The organism is Paenibacillus sp. FSL R10-2199, from assembly GCF_038000235.1.
Classification (GTDB): Bacteria; Bacillota; Bacilli; order Paenibacillales; family Paenibacillaceae; genus Paenibacillus_AQ; species Paenibacillus_AQ phytohabitans.
On sequence record NZ_JBBOBO010000001.1, the window covers coordinates 4,784,821 to 4,801,926 of the forward strand.

General features: G+C 52.1%; 18 protein-coding genes. 15 read left to right on the top strand and 3 right to left on the bottom strand.

The features are described from left to right. The first annotated feature begins 24 nt into the window (after positions 1–24). The 11 genes from NYE33_RS21080 to NYE33_RS21130 all read left to right on the top strand — a co-directional run bounded on the left by NYE33_RS21080 (position 25) and on the right by NYE33_RS21130 (position 9,935). The gene (locus NYE33_RS21080; RefSeq protein ID WP_341067383.1) at positions 25–840 is read left to right on the top strand and encodes an Fpg/Nei family DNA glycosylase; all 816 of its coding nucleotides are present in this window, start codon (positions 25–27) and stop codon (positions 838–840) included. Continuing rightward, a complete protein-coding gene (locus NYE33_RS21085) occupies positions 830–1,687 on the top strand; it encodes a deoxyribonuclease IV (protein WP_341068717.1) in 858 nt (285 codons plus the stop codon). The genes NYE33_RS21080 and NYE33_RS21085 overlap by 11 nt, the downstream gene beginning before the upstream one ends. Beyond that, positions 1,687–2,028, top strand: a complete 342-nt coding sequence (locus NYE33_RS21090) for a cyclic-phosphate processing receiver domain-containing protein (protein ID WP_331281731.1) — start codon at positions 1,687–1,689, stop codon at positions 2,026–2,028. The genes NYE33_RS21085 and NYE33_RS21090 overlap by 1 nt, the downstream gene beginning before the upstream one ends. Next, positions 2,025–2,348, top strand: coding sequence for a thioredoxin family protein (locus NYE33_RS21095; RefSeq protein ID WP_340986759.1), 324 nt, complete (start codon positions 2,025–2,027; stop codon positions 2,346–2,348). Before NYE33_RS21090 ends, NYE33_RS21095 begins: the two co-directional genes overlap by 4 nt. Continuing rightward, complete coding sequence (locus NYE33_RS21100; RefSeq protein ID WP_042137857.1) at positions 2,348–3,130, top strand: ABC transporter ATP-binding protein; 783 nt, start codon at positions 2,348–2,350, stop codon at positions 3,128–3,130. Before NYE33_RS21095 ends, NYE33_RS21100 begins: the two co-directional genes overlap by 1 nt. Next, positions 3,127–4,194, top strand: coding sequence for an SAM-dependent methyltransferase (locus NYE33_RS21105; RefSeq protein WP_340986760.1), 1,068 nt, complete (start codon positions 3,127–3,129; stop codon positions 4,192–4,194). The genes NYE33_RS21100 and NYE33_RS21105 overlap by 4 nt, the downstream gene beginning before the upstream one ends. Positions 4,195–4,311: 117 nt before the next feature. Continuing rightward, positions 4,312–5,841 (top strand): serine/threonine protein kinase, encoded by a 1,530-nt coding sequence (locus NYE33_RS21110; RefSeq protein ID WP_341067385.1) that lies wholly within the window; start codon positions 4,312–4,314, stop codon positions 5,839–5,841. Between the two features lie 145 nt (positions 5,842–5,986). Beyond that, the gene (locus tag NYE33_RS21115) at positions 5,987–7,543 is read left to right on the top strand and encodes an ABC-F family ATP-binding cassette domain-containing protein (RefSeq protein WP_042137854.1); all 1,557 of its coding nucleotides are present in this window, start codon (positions 5,987–5,989) and stop codon (positions 7,541–7,543) included. A gap of 114 nt (positions 7,544–7,657) precedes the next feature. After that, positions 7,658–8,728, top strand: coding sequence for a ThiF family adenylyltransferase (locus NYE33_RS21120; RefSeq protein ID WP_341067387.1), 1,071 nt, complete (start codon positions 7,658–7,660; stop codon positions 8,726–8,728). Positions 8,729–8,744: 16 nt separating this feature from the next. Further along, a complete protein-coding gene (locus NYE33_RS21125) occupies positions 8,745–9,047 on the top strand; it encodes a Dabb family protein (RefSeq protein ID WP_340945047.1) in 303 nt (100 codons plus the stop codon). 129 nt (positions 9,048–9,176) lie between these two features. Beyond that, positions 9,177–9,935, top strand: a complete 759-nt coding sequence (locus tag NYE33_RS21130) for a response regulator transcription factor (protein ID WP_341067389.1) — start codon at positions 9,177–9,179, stop codon at positions 9,933–9,935. A gap of 110 nt (positions 9,936–10,045) precedes the next feature. On the opposite strand, the gene NYE33_RS21135 is transcribed toward NYE33_RS21130, so the two are convergent. Then, entirely contained in the window at positions 10,046–10,585 is a 540-nt protein-coding gene (locus tag NYE33_RS21135; RefSeq protein WP_341067390.1) for a C40 family peptidase, read from the bottom strand. Positions 10,586–10,866: 281 nt separating this feature from the next. Then, a complete protein-coding gene (locus NYE33_RS21140) occupies positions 10,867–11,508 on the bottom strand; it encodes a thiamine diphosphokinase (protein WP_341067391.1) in 642 nt (213 codons plus the stop codon). Between the two features lie 168 nt (positions 11,509–11,676). On the opposite strand from NYE33_RS21140, the gene NYE33_RS21145 reads away from it, so the two are divergent. Beyond that, positions 11,677–12,150, top strand: coding sequence for a low molecular weight protein-tyrosine-phosphatase (locus NYE33_RS21145; RefSeq protein WP_076243178.1), 474 nt, complete (start codon positions 11,677–11,679; stop codon positions 12,148–12,150). A 135-nt stretch (positions 12,151–12,285) separates the two neighbouring features. On the opposite strand, the gene NYE33_RS21150 is transcribed toward NYE33_RS21145, so the two are convergent. Next, entirely contained in the window at positions 12,286–13,017 is a 732-nt protein-coding gene (locus tag NYE33_RS21150) for an alpha/beta hydrolase (protein ID WP_341067392.1), read from the bottom strand. A 266-nt stretch (positions 13,018–13,283) separates the two neighbouring features. On the opposite strand from NYE33_RS21150, the gene pdhA reads away from it, so the two are divergent. From pdhA to NYE33_RS21165, 3 genes are all read left to right on the top strand, one after another. Further along, a complete protein-coding gene (pdhA, locus tag NYE33_RS21155; protein WP_341067393.1) occupies positions 13,284–14,351 on the top strand; it encodes a pyruvate dehydrogenase (acetyl-transferring) E1 component subunit alpha in 1,068 nt (355 codons plus the stop codon). Positions 14,352–14,366: 15 nt separating this feature from the next. After that, positions 14,367–15,344: an alpha-ketoacid dehydrogenase subunit beta gene (locus NYE33_RS21160; protein WP_042137842.1), complete on the top strand. Its 978-nt coding sequence runs from the start codon at positions 14,367–14,369 to the stop codon at positions 15,342–15,344. A 108-nt stretch (positions 15,345–15,452) separates the two neighbouring features. Beyond that, complete coding sequence (locus tag NYE33_RS21165; RefSeq protein ID WP_341067394.1) at positions 15,453–17,105, top strand: 2-oxo acid dehydrogenase subunit E2; 1,653 nt, start codon at positions 15,453–15,455, stop codon at positions 17,103–17,105. Position 17,106 lies beyond the last annotated feature (1 nt).

Consider the following 17,106-nt stretch of genomic DNA (forward strand, 5'->3'; position numbering starts at 1 on the left):
CAACCTGGAAGGGAAGATGACAATATGCCGGAATTGCCGGAAATGGAGAATTACAGAAAGCTGCTGAGCCAGCATTTAATAAATGTTCCAATTACGGGGGTAACCGTTAACAGAGAAAAAACAATCAATATGGAGACCGCGGATTTCGTGAACGGACTGGTTGGGGCGCGTGTTGTGTTCGTAGAGCGCCGTGCCAAGCATATCCTTTTCCATCTGCATGACGGCAGAAGACTGCTGCTTCATCTGATGCTGGGCGGACTTTTGTTCTATGGGACAGAGGAAGAGCGTCCGGACCGGACTACTCAGGTTGAACTGGCTTTTGGAGAGCATATCCTTTATTTCATGGGCCTGCGCCTGGGGTATCTGCATCTCCTGTCTGTTAAGGAAAGTGAAGCGGCAATGGGTAAGCTTGGACCGGAGCTGCTGGACCGGAGGATGACGGCTGAACGCTTCGCCGCTCTGCTCAAAGGACGCCGCGGTGCGCTGAAGAGTCTGCTGGTCAACCAGCATGTTATGGCTGGAATCGGCAATTGTTATGCCGACGAGATTGCCTTTGAAGCAAGACTTCTGCCGTCTACGCTCGTTCAGAATCTGTCACCGGAGGCAGTAACCCGGCTGTATGACAGTGTGCGCAAGGTACTGACGGAGGCAACCGAGATTGGCGGTTATATGGAAATGCCGTTCATGACCGGAGATACGGTTACCGGTTCTTACAACGATGTTTGTAAAGTGTATGACCGCGGCGGCGAACCCTGCCTGCGCGGCGGGGGAACGATTATCAAGACAGAGCAGTCTGGACGCAAGGTATTTTATTGCCCGGATTGTCAGCATGACGCTTAATCCCGGTATAGGGGCACATGTCAGCATACGCGGCGGATACGGGCAGGCTGCCCGGTCCGCCAGGGAGAGCGGCGCGTCATGTTTCCAATATTTCCCGAAGAATCCGCGCAGTCTGAAGCTTAAGCCGGTTGACTACCGGGATGCCCGCAACTGTGCCAGTTATTGCCGGGAACAGGGGATGGTCTCCATAGCCCATACCCCTTATCCGACTAATCTGGCTGCAGATTCCGCAGGCAGAGCCGTTATGGCTGCTTCGCTGCGCAATGATCTGGAGATCGCCGAGGCTTGCGGATCCCTGGGCATTGTGGTGCATTTTGGCCATTTTGCCGGAATGGAGCCATTACAAGGCTATCAAAATATTATACAATGTATAAATGACACCCTGTCAGGATGGGAAGGCCAGACAAAGCTGCTGATTGAGAACATGGCAGGCAATCACGGCCATGAAGGCATGACGCTGGAAGAGCTGGTTAAAGTCCGTGAACTGAGCCGCTATCCGGAGAAAATCGGCTTCTGCTTCGATACCTGTCATGCCTTTGCATCAGGGATTTGGAATCCGCAGCATACGGATGAGCTGTTGCAGAGGGGGCAAGCACTTGGTTACTGGCCGCATCTTGCTGCCGTACATCTGAACGACTCCCTGTTCCCCTGCGGCTCGAGGCGGGACAGACATGCTCAGATCGGGCAAGGCCATATTGGAGTTAAGGCGCTGAGAGAACTGCTGACTTCTGCTCCTCTGCACAAGGTGGCAGCAATTGCGATGGAAACGGAAAAAGGGCCTGACGGCACTCACAGGGCGGAAATTGCTGTAGTCAGGCATTGGTTTGAAGCGGAGGATGAATCGTGATGAATATATATATGGACGATATGAGAAGACGGCCTTCCGGTTTTGCGCTGGCCAGAACCACCGGAGAGTGTCTGCTGATGCTGCGCAGCGGCCCGGTTGATATTCTGTCGCTTGATTATGATATGGGCCCGGACGATTTCTGCGGCGGTGAAGTGGTCAAAAGGATGGTGCTCGAAGGATTATTCCCGCGGGAAATCTATCTGCACACCTCCAGCCTTGAGGGGCGCAAGGAAATGTACGAAATCTTGTATCCGGCCGTGCCTGCCGGCACACAGCTGCACAATGGCCCGCTTGGGCTGGAGAGGCTGCAGGAAATTGCTGCAGGAGCGGCGGCTGGATGAAGGATATGAATCAGGAAGAGCTGATGGAGCTGCTCGGAAGGCCGGGAGAACCTCTTGCAGTGTTCTTGTATACCCCGCTGTGCGGGACCTGCAAGGCCGCACGTCGTATGCTGGAGGTTGCGCAGCATCTGCTGCCGCCCGGACTTCTGATTGCTGAGGGTAACGTAAATATGCTGCCCGGACTTGTAAACACGTACCGTATATCCAGTGTGCCTGCACTGATGGTAGTGCCGGCGGACCGCCGCGCTGAACCGGAAATCTTTTATTCAATGGGCTCGGTAGAACGGGTACTGGATTACATAAGGAGAGTGACCTCATAATGATATCTTTACAACATCTTTCCCTGCGCAGGGAACAAAGCCTGATTCTTGATGATGTATCTCTGGAAATGAAGCAAGGCGAGAACTGGGTAATTCTCGGGCGTAACGGCTCCGGTAAAACCACCTTGCTGGAAATGATGACCGGTTACCTGTTTCCAAGCAAGGGTTCCGTTGAAGTGCTGGGCTACAAATTCGGCCAGTGTGATGTACGTGAGGTGCGCAAGGAAATCGGCTATATTGGTCCGTCCCTGATGGAAAAGCTCTCGCTCAGCGATCCCGTATGGGAAGTCGTCGCAACTGGCGCTTATGCCTACTTGCGCTTCTATCAGGCAATCCCGCAAAGTGTGCAGGATCAGGCGCTGAAGCTGCTGGAGGATATGAATCTCAGCGAACTGGCGTACCATCCGTTTGGTACCCTGTCCCAGGGGGAACGCAAGAAAGCGATGCTGGCACGCTGCCTGATAGCCGAGCCCAAGCTGCTGATCATGGACGAGCCTTGCGCCGGCCTTGATCTCTACGAGCGTGAGAAGATGCTGGCCGAGATCGACAAGCTGAAGCAGCGCAATGTGGCTGTAGTGTACGTAACGCATCATGTAGAGGAGATTGTACCGCTCTTCACCCATGTAGCGCTGATCCGTGACGGGAAGCTGGCGGGAGCCGGTCCTAAGGAAGAAGTGCTGACTAGGGAAATGCTGATGGACACTTTCGATATACCTGTTGATGTTGAATGGGATAGCGGCCGTCCTTGGATAAAAATAAGACCTGGAGGCACATCGATTTGAATGATTTTACGCAAGAACCCCTCGAGCCAAACCTGGCTCCTGATGAGAAAATAATTTCAAGATACATCTGCACCGCGAACCACGGCTTTGCTCCCTATGCACAAGAGGAGCTGCGCCGCCTGTTCGGAGCAGTGAAAAGTACTTTGCTGCTGCCGGGTGAAGTGTTCCTGGCAACGCTGGAGGCAGAGCCTGAAGAGGTATCGCGGATGCTGGCACAGAACCTGCCGATCTTCCTGCGCCATATCCAGCCGGTGCAGTTCCAGGACACAGGCGATATGTCTGCTATGGACAGGCTGGCCGTATACTTAAGCCGGCGGACAGAGCTGGAGGGTGAGAAGGTCTCGCTGCATGTCCGCAAGGGCAGCACGTCCTTCTGGGAAGACAGCCCGGGAGAGCTGCGGGAGTGGCTGCAGGGCCGGCTTGACAGTCTGGGTGCAGAATTCACCGTACAGGAGCCGGCATGGGTGGTGTCCGTATATGCAGATGGAGAAGCCCTGTATGCCGGTGTATCCCGGCCGGAAGAGAATCTCTCCAGCTGGAACGGCGGGATGATCCGCTTCCGCAAGGAGGATGGGCAGATCTCACGGGCCAAGTTCAAGCTGATGGAGGCGGAGAAGGAATTCGCGATTCCGTTCTACAGCTTCAAGAATGCGGTGGATATCGGCGCTTCCCCGGGCGGCTGGACCTCGTTCCTGCTGGAACGCGGCCTTAAGGTAACCGCTGTGGATCCGGCCCTGATGCATGAATCGCTGCGTAATTATCCCGGACTCAAGATTCTGCGTAAAAATGCCGGGGAGGTCAAATTCCGTGAGAATGAATTTGATCTGCTGGTCTGTGATATGAGCTGGAGTCCCAAGCTGATGGCGAAGCTGGTCACCGGACTGCTCCATAGTCTGACTCCGGGCGGGACTGCCATTGTCACGGTGAAGCTGATGCATAAGAAGCCGCTGGCGATGATCAAAGAGATTATTACCATGTTCGAAGGTGAACGGATGCAGATTCAGCGCGCGAAGCAACTGTTTCACAACCGCGATGAAATAACACTTTATATGATTAAATATTAATTAGGTTCATGGATAAAGGGAAAGCATCCCGCTATTTGCACCGCCGGCTTCATGCCGGTACCAGGTGCTGACGGCGGATGCTTTCCCTTTTTTGTGTGACAATAAGGAGGAAAAAAGATGAATGTAGCGGGCAAGCTGACAACCGGACAAATCCTTGGAGGACGTTACTCTATTACCGGACTTATCGGTGCAGGAGGAATGAGCCGTGTGTATAAGGTAGAGGATTTGCGGCTGCCGGGAAAGATATGGGCGGTCAAGGAAAGTGTGATACGGGAAGGGGGCGGGCATCGCATTGGAGCCATCCAGGCAGAAGCGGAGCTGCTGATCTCACTGAATCATCCTAAGCTGCCGCGGGTTGGCGATTTCTTCCCGCCGGACTGTGACGGCTATAGTTATCTGGTGATGGATTACATTGAAGGGGTAACCCTTCATCAATCCATGATTGAGCATCCGGCAGCCCTTACGGGAGGGCGGATTATCAGCTATGCCAGGCAGCTGCTGGAGGTCCTGCAATACCTGCACAGTCATCATCCGCCGATCGTATACCGTGACCTGAAGCCCTCCAATATTATGCTGACCGGGCCTCATGAGCTGCGGCTGATTGATTTCGGTATTGCGCGTAAGCTGAGAACCGGATCTGATGAAGACACGGAGAAGCTGGGAACCGCCGGCTTCGCTGCCCCGGAGCAATATGGCAGTGCACAGAGCAGTCCGCTGTCTGACCTGTACGGGCTGGGTGCGCTGCTGCTGTACATGGCTTCCGGCGGACAATTCAGCAGCTGGCAGCCGGGAATGGAACGGAAGCTGCATGGCAGCATTCCGGACCGGTTGATTCCGGTAATACGGCGCCTACTGCGTCATCATCCGGAGGAGCGGTACGGCAGTGCCCAGGAGGTGCTGTCAGCGCTTGAACCGCTTGAAGCCGAAGCCGCAGAGCTGACAGCGCCGGAGCATAAGCCGGATTTACAGGCCGCTTCTGTTAGGCTGCAGTCCCGGCAGACCTTAGTAGTGGCTGTGCTGGGCGTAGCTCCGGGACTGGGGACAACGCATACTTCACTGGCTGTGAGCCATTATTTGTCGCAGACTGGCCACACCGCCTGGGTGGAATGCGCTCCTGAAGCGCAAGTATTTAATCGCATTAAAGGAATGGCAGAAGTGCCTGAAAGAAGTGCCAGCCATGGTGTAGTGCTGCCGGAGCATCCCTTTACCTGGAGCAACGTAGATTTCTGGAAGCTTGCGCCTGCTGACGGACTGCCTCAGCGGACGGGGAAGTCGTATTCCTTCGTGGTTCTGGATCTGGGGACAGGCGGTTACGAAGGGGCGCTGCCCGCCTTCACGGCCAGCGGCAGGCCGGTGCTGGTGGCCTCCGGGGCGGATTGGCGGCTGGAGGATACGCTGCACTGGCTGCGCCGCAGCGGTCTCACCCCTCAGCCGGACTGGCGGATCTGTCTCCCGCTGGCCGGCGGTTCAGCGGCAGCGCTTCTGGCTTCTGCTTTGGGACAGGCCAAGGTGTGCAGCCTGCCGCTTCAGCAGGACCCTTTTCAGCCCAAAGGGAAGCTGGGTCAAGCGGTTGGAGAGATGCTTGGACTGGGAACGGACAAACGATTCCATGCAAAAAATAGTGGAATATTTCAGAAAAAACGTTGAAATCACTACTTTTTCTGCGTGTTTTGCAGGAATTAGGCTTATTTTCTATTTCGGCGCAGGACATAGGTGTGCTAGAATGGAGTGATGTATGTGCTTAACCCGATTTGTAATATTTATAATATAGACAGGAGCTTGCGGAGAATTTATGAGTTTACTTACTGTAGAAGACGTTTCCCACAACTTTGGGGACCGGGTATTGTTCAAGGATGTATCTTTCCGCCTGCTGGATGGAGAGCATGTAGGAATTGTTGGAGCTAACGGCGTGGGCAAGTCGACGCTGATGAATATTTTGACCGGTAAATTGTTGAAGGACAGCGGCAAATTAGAGTGGACTCCGCGTGTCCGTTACGGCTATCTCGATCAGCACACCCAGCTTACGGCAGGCAAAACGGTACGCGATGTGCTTAAAGATGCCTTCCTGCCGCTGCTGGAGCTGGAGGCTGAAATGCTGGCCATTACTGATAAAATGGGCGACGCCACTCCCGAAGAGCTGGAAACGCTGCTGGATCAGATGGGCACGATTCAGGAACAGCTGGACATCGGCGACTTTTATATGATTGATGTGAAGGTGGAGGATATGGCGGGCGGCCTCGGCCTGTCGGCGATCGGTCTGGACCGGGACGTAACCAGCCTGAGTGGGGGGCAGCGGACCAAGGTTCTGCTGGCGAAGCTGCTGCTGGAGAAACCGAATGTGCTGCTGCTCGATGAGCCTACCAACTATCTCGATGTGGAGCATATTGACTGGCTGACCAATTATCTGAAAAATTATCCGTATGCCTTCATGCTGATCTCCCATGATACGGAATTTATGAATAAAATCGTAGATGTGATCTATCATCTGGAGTTCTCGAAGCTGACCCGCTATACGGCAAACTACGAGAAATTCCTGGAAATGGCGGGGATGAACAAAGCTCAGCACATTGATGCGTATGAGAAGCAGCAGGATTTCATCAAAAAGCAGGAAGACTTCATCCAGCGCAATAAAGCGCGGGCTTCCACATCGGGCCGGGCCAAGAGCCGCGAGAAGCAGCTTGGGCGTCTGGAACGGATTGACCGTCCGGAAGAGGCGATGAAGCCGACCTTCCAGTTCAAAGAGAGCCGGGCCAGCGGGAAGACCGTGTTCGAAGGCGTTGACTTCGAGATTGGTTATGATCGTCCGCTGCTGCCAAGCAAGCTGAATATGATGATTGAACGCGGAGAGAAGATTGCTATTGTCGGGTACAATGGTGTCGGCAAATCCACGCTGCTCAAAACGATTCTAGGCGTAATCCCGACCTACAGCGGCAAAACCTATCTGGGGGATTACCTGAGTTCAGCGTATTTCCAGCAGGAAATGAAGGCGGAGAATATTACCCCGATTGAAGATGTATGGAATGAATTCTCAAGTCTCACCCAGAATGAAGTACGTGGCCATCTGGCACGCTGCGGGCTGAAGAATGAACATATTACCCGTCCGCTTAGCATGCTGAGTGGTGGCGAGCAGGCCAAAGTACGTCTGTGTAAGCTGCTGATGCGTGAGAGCAACTGGATTCTGTTCGATGAGCCTACGAATCACCTTGATATTGTTGCCAAGGCAGAGCTCAAACGGGCGCTGCAGGAATACAAAGGGACGATTCTGCTTGTCTCCCATGAACCGGAATTCTACGAGGATTGGGTAACGAAGGTATGGAATGTGGAGCAGTGGTCTGCTCAGACTGTATAGATGAATTACAACGTCCGGGGAGGAGCGCTGCAAGGCGCTGTTTCCCGGATTTTCATAATATAGAGTGATAAATGGAATAAACATTTTCTATTGGATAAAGGGGGCTGTTCAGGAATGGGTCCTAATGACAATGACAAACTGGCTCCGGCATCAGCGGCGGGACGGGACGGAAGGTATTCTAGACAGGTCCGCTTTACTCCGTTCGGGGCTGCGGGGCAGCAGGGACTGGCGCGTTCAAGTGTGCTGATAGTAGGAATGGGCGCATTGGGTACAGGGATTGCCGAGACTTTGGCGCGCTGCGGGGTAGGCCGGCTCATCCTTGTGGACCGCGATTATGTAGAGTGGAGCAATCTGCAGCGTCAGCAGCTGTATACGGAAGAGGATGCCCGTCTGAGGATGCCCAAAGCGGCTGCGGCCAAATCCAGACTCCTGGAGATTAACTCGGAAATCGTGCTTGAAGCCCATGTACTGGATGTGCGTGCAGAGGAGATGGAGAGCCTGCTTCCGGGGGTGGATCTGATTATGGACGGGACGGATAACTTCGACACCCGGCTGATCATGAATGACCTGGCGCAAAAACACGGCATTCCCTGGATCTATGGCGCCTGTGTCGGAAGCTACGGAATTACATACACCATCCTGCCGGGTGAAACGCCCTGTCTGAATTGTCTGCTGGGTACTATCCCGCTGGGCGGGGATACCTGTGATACGGCCGGCATTCTGCCGCAAGCTGTACAGATGGTTACGGCGAATGGAACGGCTGAGGCGCTGAAGCTGCTCGGCGGGTACAAAGAGAAGCTGCGCGGCAAGCTGCTGACATTCGATGTCTGGCAGAGCGAGCAGCAGGAGATTGGCGTCAAGGCGGCGAAAAAGGTAGACTGTCCATCCTGCGGTGACCGTCCGGTCTATCCGTATCTGTCTGCAGCTAACACAGAACGCAGCGATGTGCTCTGCGGCCGGGATACGGTGCAGATCCGCCCGGCGCAGCGCCGGAGCCTCAATCTGCAGGAGACTGCCGCCCGCCTCTCCAGGCTGAATAGCGGCAAGGTAGAGAGCAATCCGTACCTGGTCTCCTTTACAGAGGAGCCTTACCGTATGGTTGTGTTTGCCGACGGGAGGGCATTGATTCATGGAACCAGTGATATTGCTGCGGCACGCAGCTTCTATCACCGGTATTTCGGGTAACGAAGGGGAGGATAAGATGAAGAACGGAACAATCAGGCATATGGCTATTTTTACATTGAAGCATGCCCCGGACTCTGCGGAGACTGCTGCCTTCCTGCGGGACGGAGCGGAGATCCTCAGCGCCATTCCGGTAGTGAAGAATTTCGAGGTGCTGCGCCAGGTCAGTGTGAAATGTGACTTCCGGTATGGCTTCTCGATGGAGTTCGAAGATCAGGCGGCTTATGATGCCTATAATAGCCATCCCGAGCATCAGGCATTTGTTGCAAAACGCTGGGAGGTAGAGGTAGCTGATTTCCAGGAGATTGACTTCGTGAATTAATCGTCCGTAGCCTAAGCAAAGTAAAGCAAAGAGACTATTCCCTGGAATGGTCTCTTTGCTTTACGGGAACTCTAAGCTTCATCTGCGCCGGTACAGCCGGTACAAAGGTGGAAGGTGGGGGACTTCATTGTGAATGAAATCATTGCCTGGCATGCGCCCGGTCCGGCGCCGGAGGTGCGGGAATCTGAGGCGGAATGCAAGAAACGGGAAGAGGGGCGTGTGGAGCTTGAAGCCGCAATCCGTGAGCTGGGTATGAAGACAGCAACAAGCGAAGATGTAGAGGATCTTCGCTTGTTGTTGTCTGGTCAAGAACCAGTGCTGCTGCTCGCAGAGCTGGGTGAACCCGCAGGCTGGTCAGGCTGGAGGGTAGTGTCAGAAATGCGGGAAGGGGGGATGGTTCTGCCGGTGATGGTGATATCCGGAGGGGATGAAGAGGCGCGTGGCCCGGCAGCTGTATCAGCTTTTGATGCAGGGGGCAATGAATATATGGCGAGGCCTGTACATACCGGTGAGTTCAAATGCAGGGTGCTCAATTTATTGAAGCTTACCGGACGCCGCAGAGGAGCGGCTTCGCTGCTTAAGGTGGATGGCTTATTGCTCGATCCCAGCCGCCGGCAGGTCAGCCGGGACGGAATAGAGCTGAAGATGACCCCCAAGGAATTCGACCTATTGTACTATCTTGCCGTTAATCTGGGTGAAATCTGTCCCAGAAACGAGATTTTACAGCAGGTATGGGGGTATCATTTTCACGCTGACACTAATGTGGTGGATGTCTACATCCGGCATATCCGTATGAAGATAGACAAGGGCCACCGGAATAAACTGATACATACGGTACGAGGAACCGGATATGTACTGCGGGCGCCGGAGAGCGGTGTCACAGGTTAGGGAATACTTAACTGACTCTCCGGCTTTTTTGAGAACCGTGCTATGGACTTGCAACAAATCGTGAATGAAGCACGTTTAATATTTAATAAGAGAGAGCTGATCAGATGCGTTTACAGTACGCGGCGTGCTTTCAGGTAGGTTTTTTTCCAGTTGCCCGAATTCAGATCTGAAAGCGTTACTCCAGGTGAACCGTAGGTGTGGAGAATCTTGCCATTGCCTGCATAGACTGCTACATGCGTTACATTCTTGCCTGTTGCCCGGCTTCCGCTGGAGAAGAACACCAAATCGCCGACGCGCAGATTGGCCTTGCTCACGGATGATCCGACTTTAGATTGGGCTACGGAAGTACGCGGCAGGTTAACGCCATATTTCTTGAAAATATATTTCGTGAATGAAGAGCAGTCAAAGTATCTTGTAGTAGAAGTGGATGCACCGAACTGGTAGCGCGTACCCAGATATTTTTTGCCGAAGCTGACAATACTTGAGCCGGTTGAAGATGCGGAAACGGATTCTGCTGTGACAGCGGAAGAGGATACGGATGTGGCAGCAGCAGGGGCTGTGCCTGCTCCGGTAGCCATTAGGGTGCCGAGCCCGATTGTTGTGCACATTCCAATAGCAATTGCTTGCTTAAACCATTGTTGCTTATTCATGTAGTAATACCTCCCAGGTTTGTGTTTATCTTTCTAGTTTCTTTCTCTGATTCGTAGTATAGCAGGTTATCTATTTCCTAAATTATGGAGCAGAGGCTTCAAATGCAGGCTGGGTCTACGTTGTAAGCGTTTTATTAAAATCTCATTAAAAGTTACAAAATATTAATATTTAGCTTGAACAGGCATAGAATAAAGCCGGGAAACCCTTACTGTGTAAGGAGATTCCCGGCTTTACATTTTTGAAACAAAGGTTACAGTGATGTCTCTAAAAACCTATGTAATCAGTCTTTACTCTGGATAATCAGCAGAAGTCCGCTCTCAATAGTAACCGTTCCGCTAGCGGCAAGCAGCACATTACTTACGGCCAGAGACTGGCCCAGCTTAAGGGTGGCATTCTCCAGCGGATATTGAAAACCCTGCAGCGTAATTCCTGTAACCTCCGGTGTCAAAGGCAGCAGAGAGACATAGGTATACCCGCGTTCCTCGACTACAGCATGCGAGCCGGTCAGCGTAATATAGTTATTCGCATTCATGATAGAACAGGCGACCTGACGCTGCAGTGCCCGGGTCATCATCTGGATACTGGCCAGTGTATGGTCCATACGGGTTCCGGTTACACCCATAAGGAGAATGGACTCAGGCTGTGTATTCAGGGCAAGATCCAGCGCCATTTCACTGTCCGTCAGGTCCTTGTTGACCGGATCACAGCTGATGGTTTCCTTGCTTCCCGCCTGTATCAGCAGCAGCGCTTCGGGGGAGACGGAATCGAAATCTCCGACGGCAATATCAGGTGTGTATCCGTGATCAATCAGGAAAAGTGCCCCCCGGTCCGCTCCGATAATAAAATCCTCTTCATCTAATAGGTGCAAACCATCCGGTGATAGCTCACCGCCTGCAAATATGACAACACGCCCAGATGGCAATGTGATCCCCTCCTTGTTGTGGCTATTAAGTTAGTCACCCTGAACAGTATAATGCAGTTTGAAAAGTTGTACAATTGCTGCCATAACGCTAAAATGAAGTCAGATGCATTTCGCCGCAAGACTTATCCGCGGATTGGAAGGCATAAATGGTCACGGGGGGTGAGAGAGATCGTAAACGTGTTATTCGTATGTCTGGGCAATATTTGCCGTTCGCCGATGGCTGAAGCAGTTCTGCGCCACAAAATAGAGCAGCGGCAATTGTCCAGTCAAATCACTGTGGATTCAGCCGGAACCGGAGACTGGCATATCGGCAAGATGCCGCATGAGGGCACAAGAGGGATTCTGGATTTGCATGGAATCAGCTATGAGCACATGACAGCCCGGCTGGTGAGCGGCGAAGATTTTGAGAAGTTTCAATATATAATCTGCATGGACAAGTCCAATGGGGACAATGTTCGCAAAATTCCCGGAGGCGAGAAGTCGGAGCTGTTATTCTTCATGGAACTGCTGCCGGACGAGGAGCTTCGTGAAGTGCCGGACCCGTATTTTACCGGAAATTTTGAGCAGGTATATGATCTGGTGAATGCCGGCTGTGAAGTGCTGCTGGAACGTATTATTACCGAGAATCTGGAGCAGGCATAGATCCGCAGCATGACCGGTTGCCGTCCTTACATTTAAGGACGGGCACCGTATGCCCGCCCTGTACTGAAAGCGCACTCACCTGCACAACGTACATAAGTTCGGAAGATGTTCACTTTTTAGGCCTTAAAGGCTGTTTCAGCGGTTGAAGAAGTAGAGTAATGATTCCGGTAGCTCTTTTTGCCAGAATCCCCAGAGATGGCGGCCGTCCTTCTCACGGTAGGATACGGTGGCTCCCCTTGACTCCAGCATCGCTTTGGTTTCCCTGTTCATTTCTACGAAATCGTAGATTCCGGTATCAGTCTTGTAGTCTCGCTCCTGCAGACCGACGACCATATTGATCTGAAGCCCGGAGAGATCAGCTTCCTGTTCCAGCTGCTGGCGGGTTTCGGGGTAATAGGCGCCGGAGAGGCTGAGCACACGGTTGAATAAGGCGGGATAAGCCAGGGCAAGATGCAGGGAGACACTGCCGCCCAGGGAATCGCCGGCGATGATTCGTTCTTCCGGCGTACGCCGTACAGGATAATTATGTTCAATGAAGGGAATAATCTCTTCGGCGAAGCATGCAAGGTACTGCTTAAAGCGGCTGCCAAACGGAGCGTATTCTTCGGTGCGGACAGCTACGTTCACTTCGACACCCACTATAATGAAGGGATCCACATCCTGCTCCAGAATCAGCTGCCCGGCAAGCGTGGCGATCCGGCCGAAGTTGAAGAATTCTTCCCCGTCCTGGCAGTAGACCACCGGGTAACTGAGGACTTCGTTATAGCCGGGAGGAAGATAAATGCGCAGCTTGCGTTCCTCCTGCAGATGCTCGCTCCACAGTGTTTGTTTCACTATTGTACGTTTCAGAAAAACAGGTTCGCTCATTGTCCAATCGTCACCTTTCGTGTCGGATTTTTGCATTAGACTAAGTGTTACGTTAAAATTACCCAAGCGGCAAATGTGGGATATATCATTTACTTGAATAATATCCTTCTATCTGTTATAGGATATTCCAAAGCCTGTTATACATACAAAATTTATGGAAACATAAATTTTATGCGTATTTCTTTGACGAAACAGCTACAACAGGTGTATAATAATTCTATAACAGAGACCACTGATATTCAAATTTTTTTATTGAGGTGAAGATAATGACTAGAGTTCCTTATGAAGTGTATACAGAGGACGTTGAAGCCCTTTCGGTACTTTCCCCGGATGGAGAAGTTATCAACAAGGAAATGATGCCTGATCTTACCGATGACCAACTGAAAGAAATTATGTACCGTATGGTATTTACCCGTACTTGGGATGACCGTGCCGTCAACCTGGGCCGTCAAGGCCGTCTCGGCTTCTATGCACCGGTATCCGGTCAGGAAGCTACGATGATCGGCAGCGAGTTCGCTTTGCAGAAGGAAGATTTCGTCTGCCCGGGCTACCGCGATATTCCACAGCTGGTATGGCATGGACTTCCATTATATCAGGCTTTCCTGTATTCCCGCGGACATCAGCACGGCGGACAGATTCCTGAAGGCGTAAATGTACTTATGCCGCAGATCATTATCGGAGCACAGATCCTGCATGCTACCGGTATTGCAATGGGATTCAAATTGAAGAAACAAGCTAATGTAGCTATTACTTATACAGGTGACGGCGGTTCATCCGAAGGTGACTTCTATGAAGGCCTTAACTATGCAGGTGTCTTCAAACTTCCTGTAATCTTCTTTGTTCAGAACAACGGCTATGCGATTACAACTCCGTTCGCGAAGCAGACGGCAGCTAAATCGATCGCCCACAAAGCGGTTGCAGCAGGTATTCCGGGAATCAAGATCGATGGTATGGACGTGTTCGCGGTAATCGCCGCTGTTCAGCAGGCTGCTGAACGTGCCCGTAAAGGCGAAGGCGCGACATTGATTGAAGCCGTAACTTACCGTTTCCGTCCACATTCCCTGTCCGATGACGCCAGTAAATACCGCTCCAAGGAAGAAGAAGGACAATGGAATGAGAAAGATCCGATTGCCCGTCTTGCCAAGTACCTGGAGAAAAAAGGCCTTTGGACCGAAGAAGACACTCTGCGCGTAAGAGAAGAAGCGAAAGCAACTGTGAACGAGCAGATTAAAAAAGCAGAACAGACCGAAAAAATGACCATTCCCGGCTTGATCGACAGCATGTTCGAGGTAACTCCGAAACATCTTGAAGAACAAAAAGCCGATTTTGAATAAGGGGGATATCAGGCAATGGCACAGATGAATATGAAAGAAGCAATTCGTGACGCAATGCGCGTTGAACTGACTCGTGACCCCAATGTTCTTATCTTCGGAGAGGATGTTGGTAATGTAGGCGGCGTGTTCCGTGTAACGGAAGGGCTGCAAAAGGAATTTGGCGAGGAGCGTGTCTTCGATACTCCGCTGGCTGAATCTGCAATCGGAGGTTTGGCTTTCGGTCTCGGCGTACAGGGTTTCCGCCCGATTGCCGAAATCCAGTTCGTAGGCTTCATCTTCGAAGCACTTGATCAAATCGTCATTCAGGCTGCCCGCCTGCGCTGGCGTTCCGGGGGCAGATACAATGCTCCTGTAGTCTTCCGCACTCCATTCGGCGGCGGCGTTAAAGCAGCCGAACTTCATACCGATTCCCTGGAAGGCCTGATTGCCCAGAGCCCGGGTATCAAGGTTGTTATTCCTTCCAATCCATACGATGCCAAGGGACTGCTGATCGCTTCGATCCGCGACAATGACCCTGTATTCTTCATGGAGCACTTGAACCTGTACCATGCTTTCCGTGCAGAAGTGCCTGAAGGTGAATACACCGTTGAATTGGGTAAAGCTAATGTAGTACGCGAAGGAACTGATGTCTCAATCATCACTTACGGCCTGATGGTACATACTGCTACCAAAGCGGCCGATCAGCTCGAAAAAGACGGCATCAAAGCCGAAATTATCGACTTGCGTACGGTTAGCCCGATTGATATCGATACGATTGTCGCTTCTATTAAGAAGACCAACCGTGCCATTGTAGTCCAAGAAGCACAAAAGAGCTCCGGCGTAGCCGCTGAAGTGATTGCTCAAATTAATGAAAAAGCTCTGCTGCATCTTGAAGCTCCTGTGCTTCGTGTAGCTGGCCCTGATACAATCTTCCCGTTCGCACAAATCGAGGATTCCTGGATTCCTACACCGGCGCGTGTCATTGCGGCAGTGAAGAAAGTAATGGAATTCTAAGAGAAATGACCTTGCCGTCCTTGCAAAAGGGCGGCACCCGTTTCTGCAATACATTGTACTGCTTACAAACTAAGCGTATGTAAACATAACTTTTAGGAGGTTATCAAGGTGGCAAAATTTGAGTACCGGTTCCCTGAGCTGGGCGAAGGTCTGCATGAAGGCGAAATTATCAAAATGCATATCAAAGCCGGCGACAAAGTAACCGATGACGATATCGTAATGGAAGTTCAGAATGACAAGGCAGTAGTAGAGGTTCCTTGTCCGGTTAACGGCACAGTGCTTGAAGTCTTCACCAAAGACGGTCAGGTATGCCGCGTAGGTGAAGTAGTTGCAATTATTGATGCAGAAGGCGAAGTTCCTGAACAGGAAGGCGGCCATCCTGCAGAACAGGCTTCCCAGGAAGCAGATGCAGCAAAGGGCGGAGCAGATACAACATCATCTCCGGCAGCCAGCAGCCCTGCAACAGGCGGAACCAGCAACTTTGAATATAAGTTCCCTGAACTCGGCGAAGGTCTGCATGAAGGGGAAATCATCAAGATGCATATCAAGGTCGGCGACAAAATCACCGACGATGATATCATCATGGAAGTTCAGAATGATAAGGCTGTAGTTGAAGTTCCTTCTCCTGTCAACGGTACAGTAGTAGAAGTGTTCACCAAAGACGGTCAAGTATGCCGTGTAGGCGAAGTGGTGGCAATCATTGCTGCAGAAGGCGATGTTCCTCAGCAGGAAGGCGGCCATGCAGAAGCGTCTGGTGCGCAGGCAGCAGCTCCTTCCCAGGCTCCGGCAGCAGCGGCGGCAGCTCCGGCTCCTAACCGTGAAGTGCTGGCAACCCCTAGCGTACGCAAATTTGCCCGTGACAAGAGTGTTGACATCTCTCAGGTAAATGGCTCCGGCAAGAACGGCAAGATCACACTTGAAGATGTAGAAGCCTTCCTGAAGGGCGGATCAGCAGCACCTGCGGCATCGGCTCCGGCGGCGGCATCTGCACCTGCAGCAGCAACAGAAGCTCCAAAAGCTAAGGCAGCAGCTTCTCCGGCAGCTTCCGGCAATGCAAACCTGGAAGAAGAACGCGTACCATTCAAGGGTATCCGTAAAGCCATTGCCAATGCTATGGTTAAATCGGCATACACAGCACCGCATGTTACCATTATGGACGAAGTGGATGTTACTGAGCTTGTAGCCTTCCGTGCCCGTATGAAACCTGTAGCCGAGAAGAAAGGCGTGAAGGTAACTTACCTTCCGTTCATCGTGAAGGCACTCGTTGCAGCTTCCCGTCAATTCCCTGCGCTTAACGCTATGATTGATGAAGCAACGAACGAAATTGTCTACAAGAAATACTACAACATCGGTATCGCTACAGATACAGACAACGGTCTGATCGTTCCTGTAATCAAAGACGCTGACCGCAAGAGCATCTGGATGATCGCAAGCACGATTACAGATCTGGCAGTCCGCGGACGCGACGGCAAACTGGCTCCGAATGAAATGAAAGGCAGCACCATCTCGATCAGCAACATCGGTTCCGCAGGCGGCATGTTCTTCACCCCAATTATCAACTTCCCTGAAGTTGCGATTCTGGGTACAGGACGCATCACTGAGAAGCCGGTTGTTAAGAATGGCGAAATCGTCGCAGCTCCGGTTATGGCCCTGTCTCTGAGCTTTGACCACCGTATTATCGATGGTGCAACCGCTCAGAACTTCATGAATTACATTAAGACCCTGCTTGCAAATCCTGATATGTTAGTTATGGAGGTGTAAT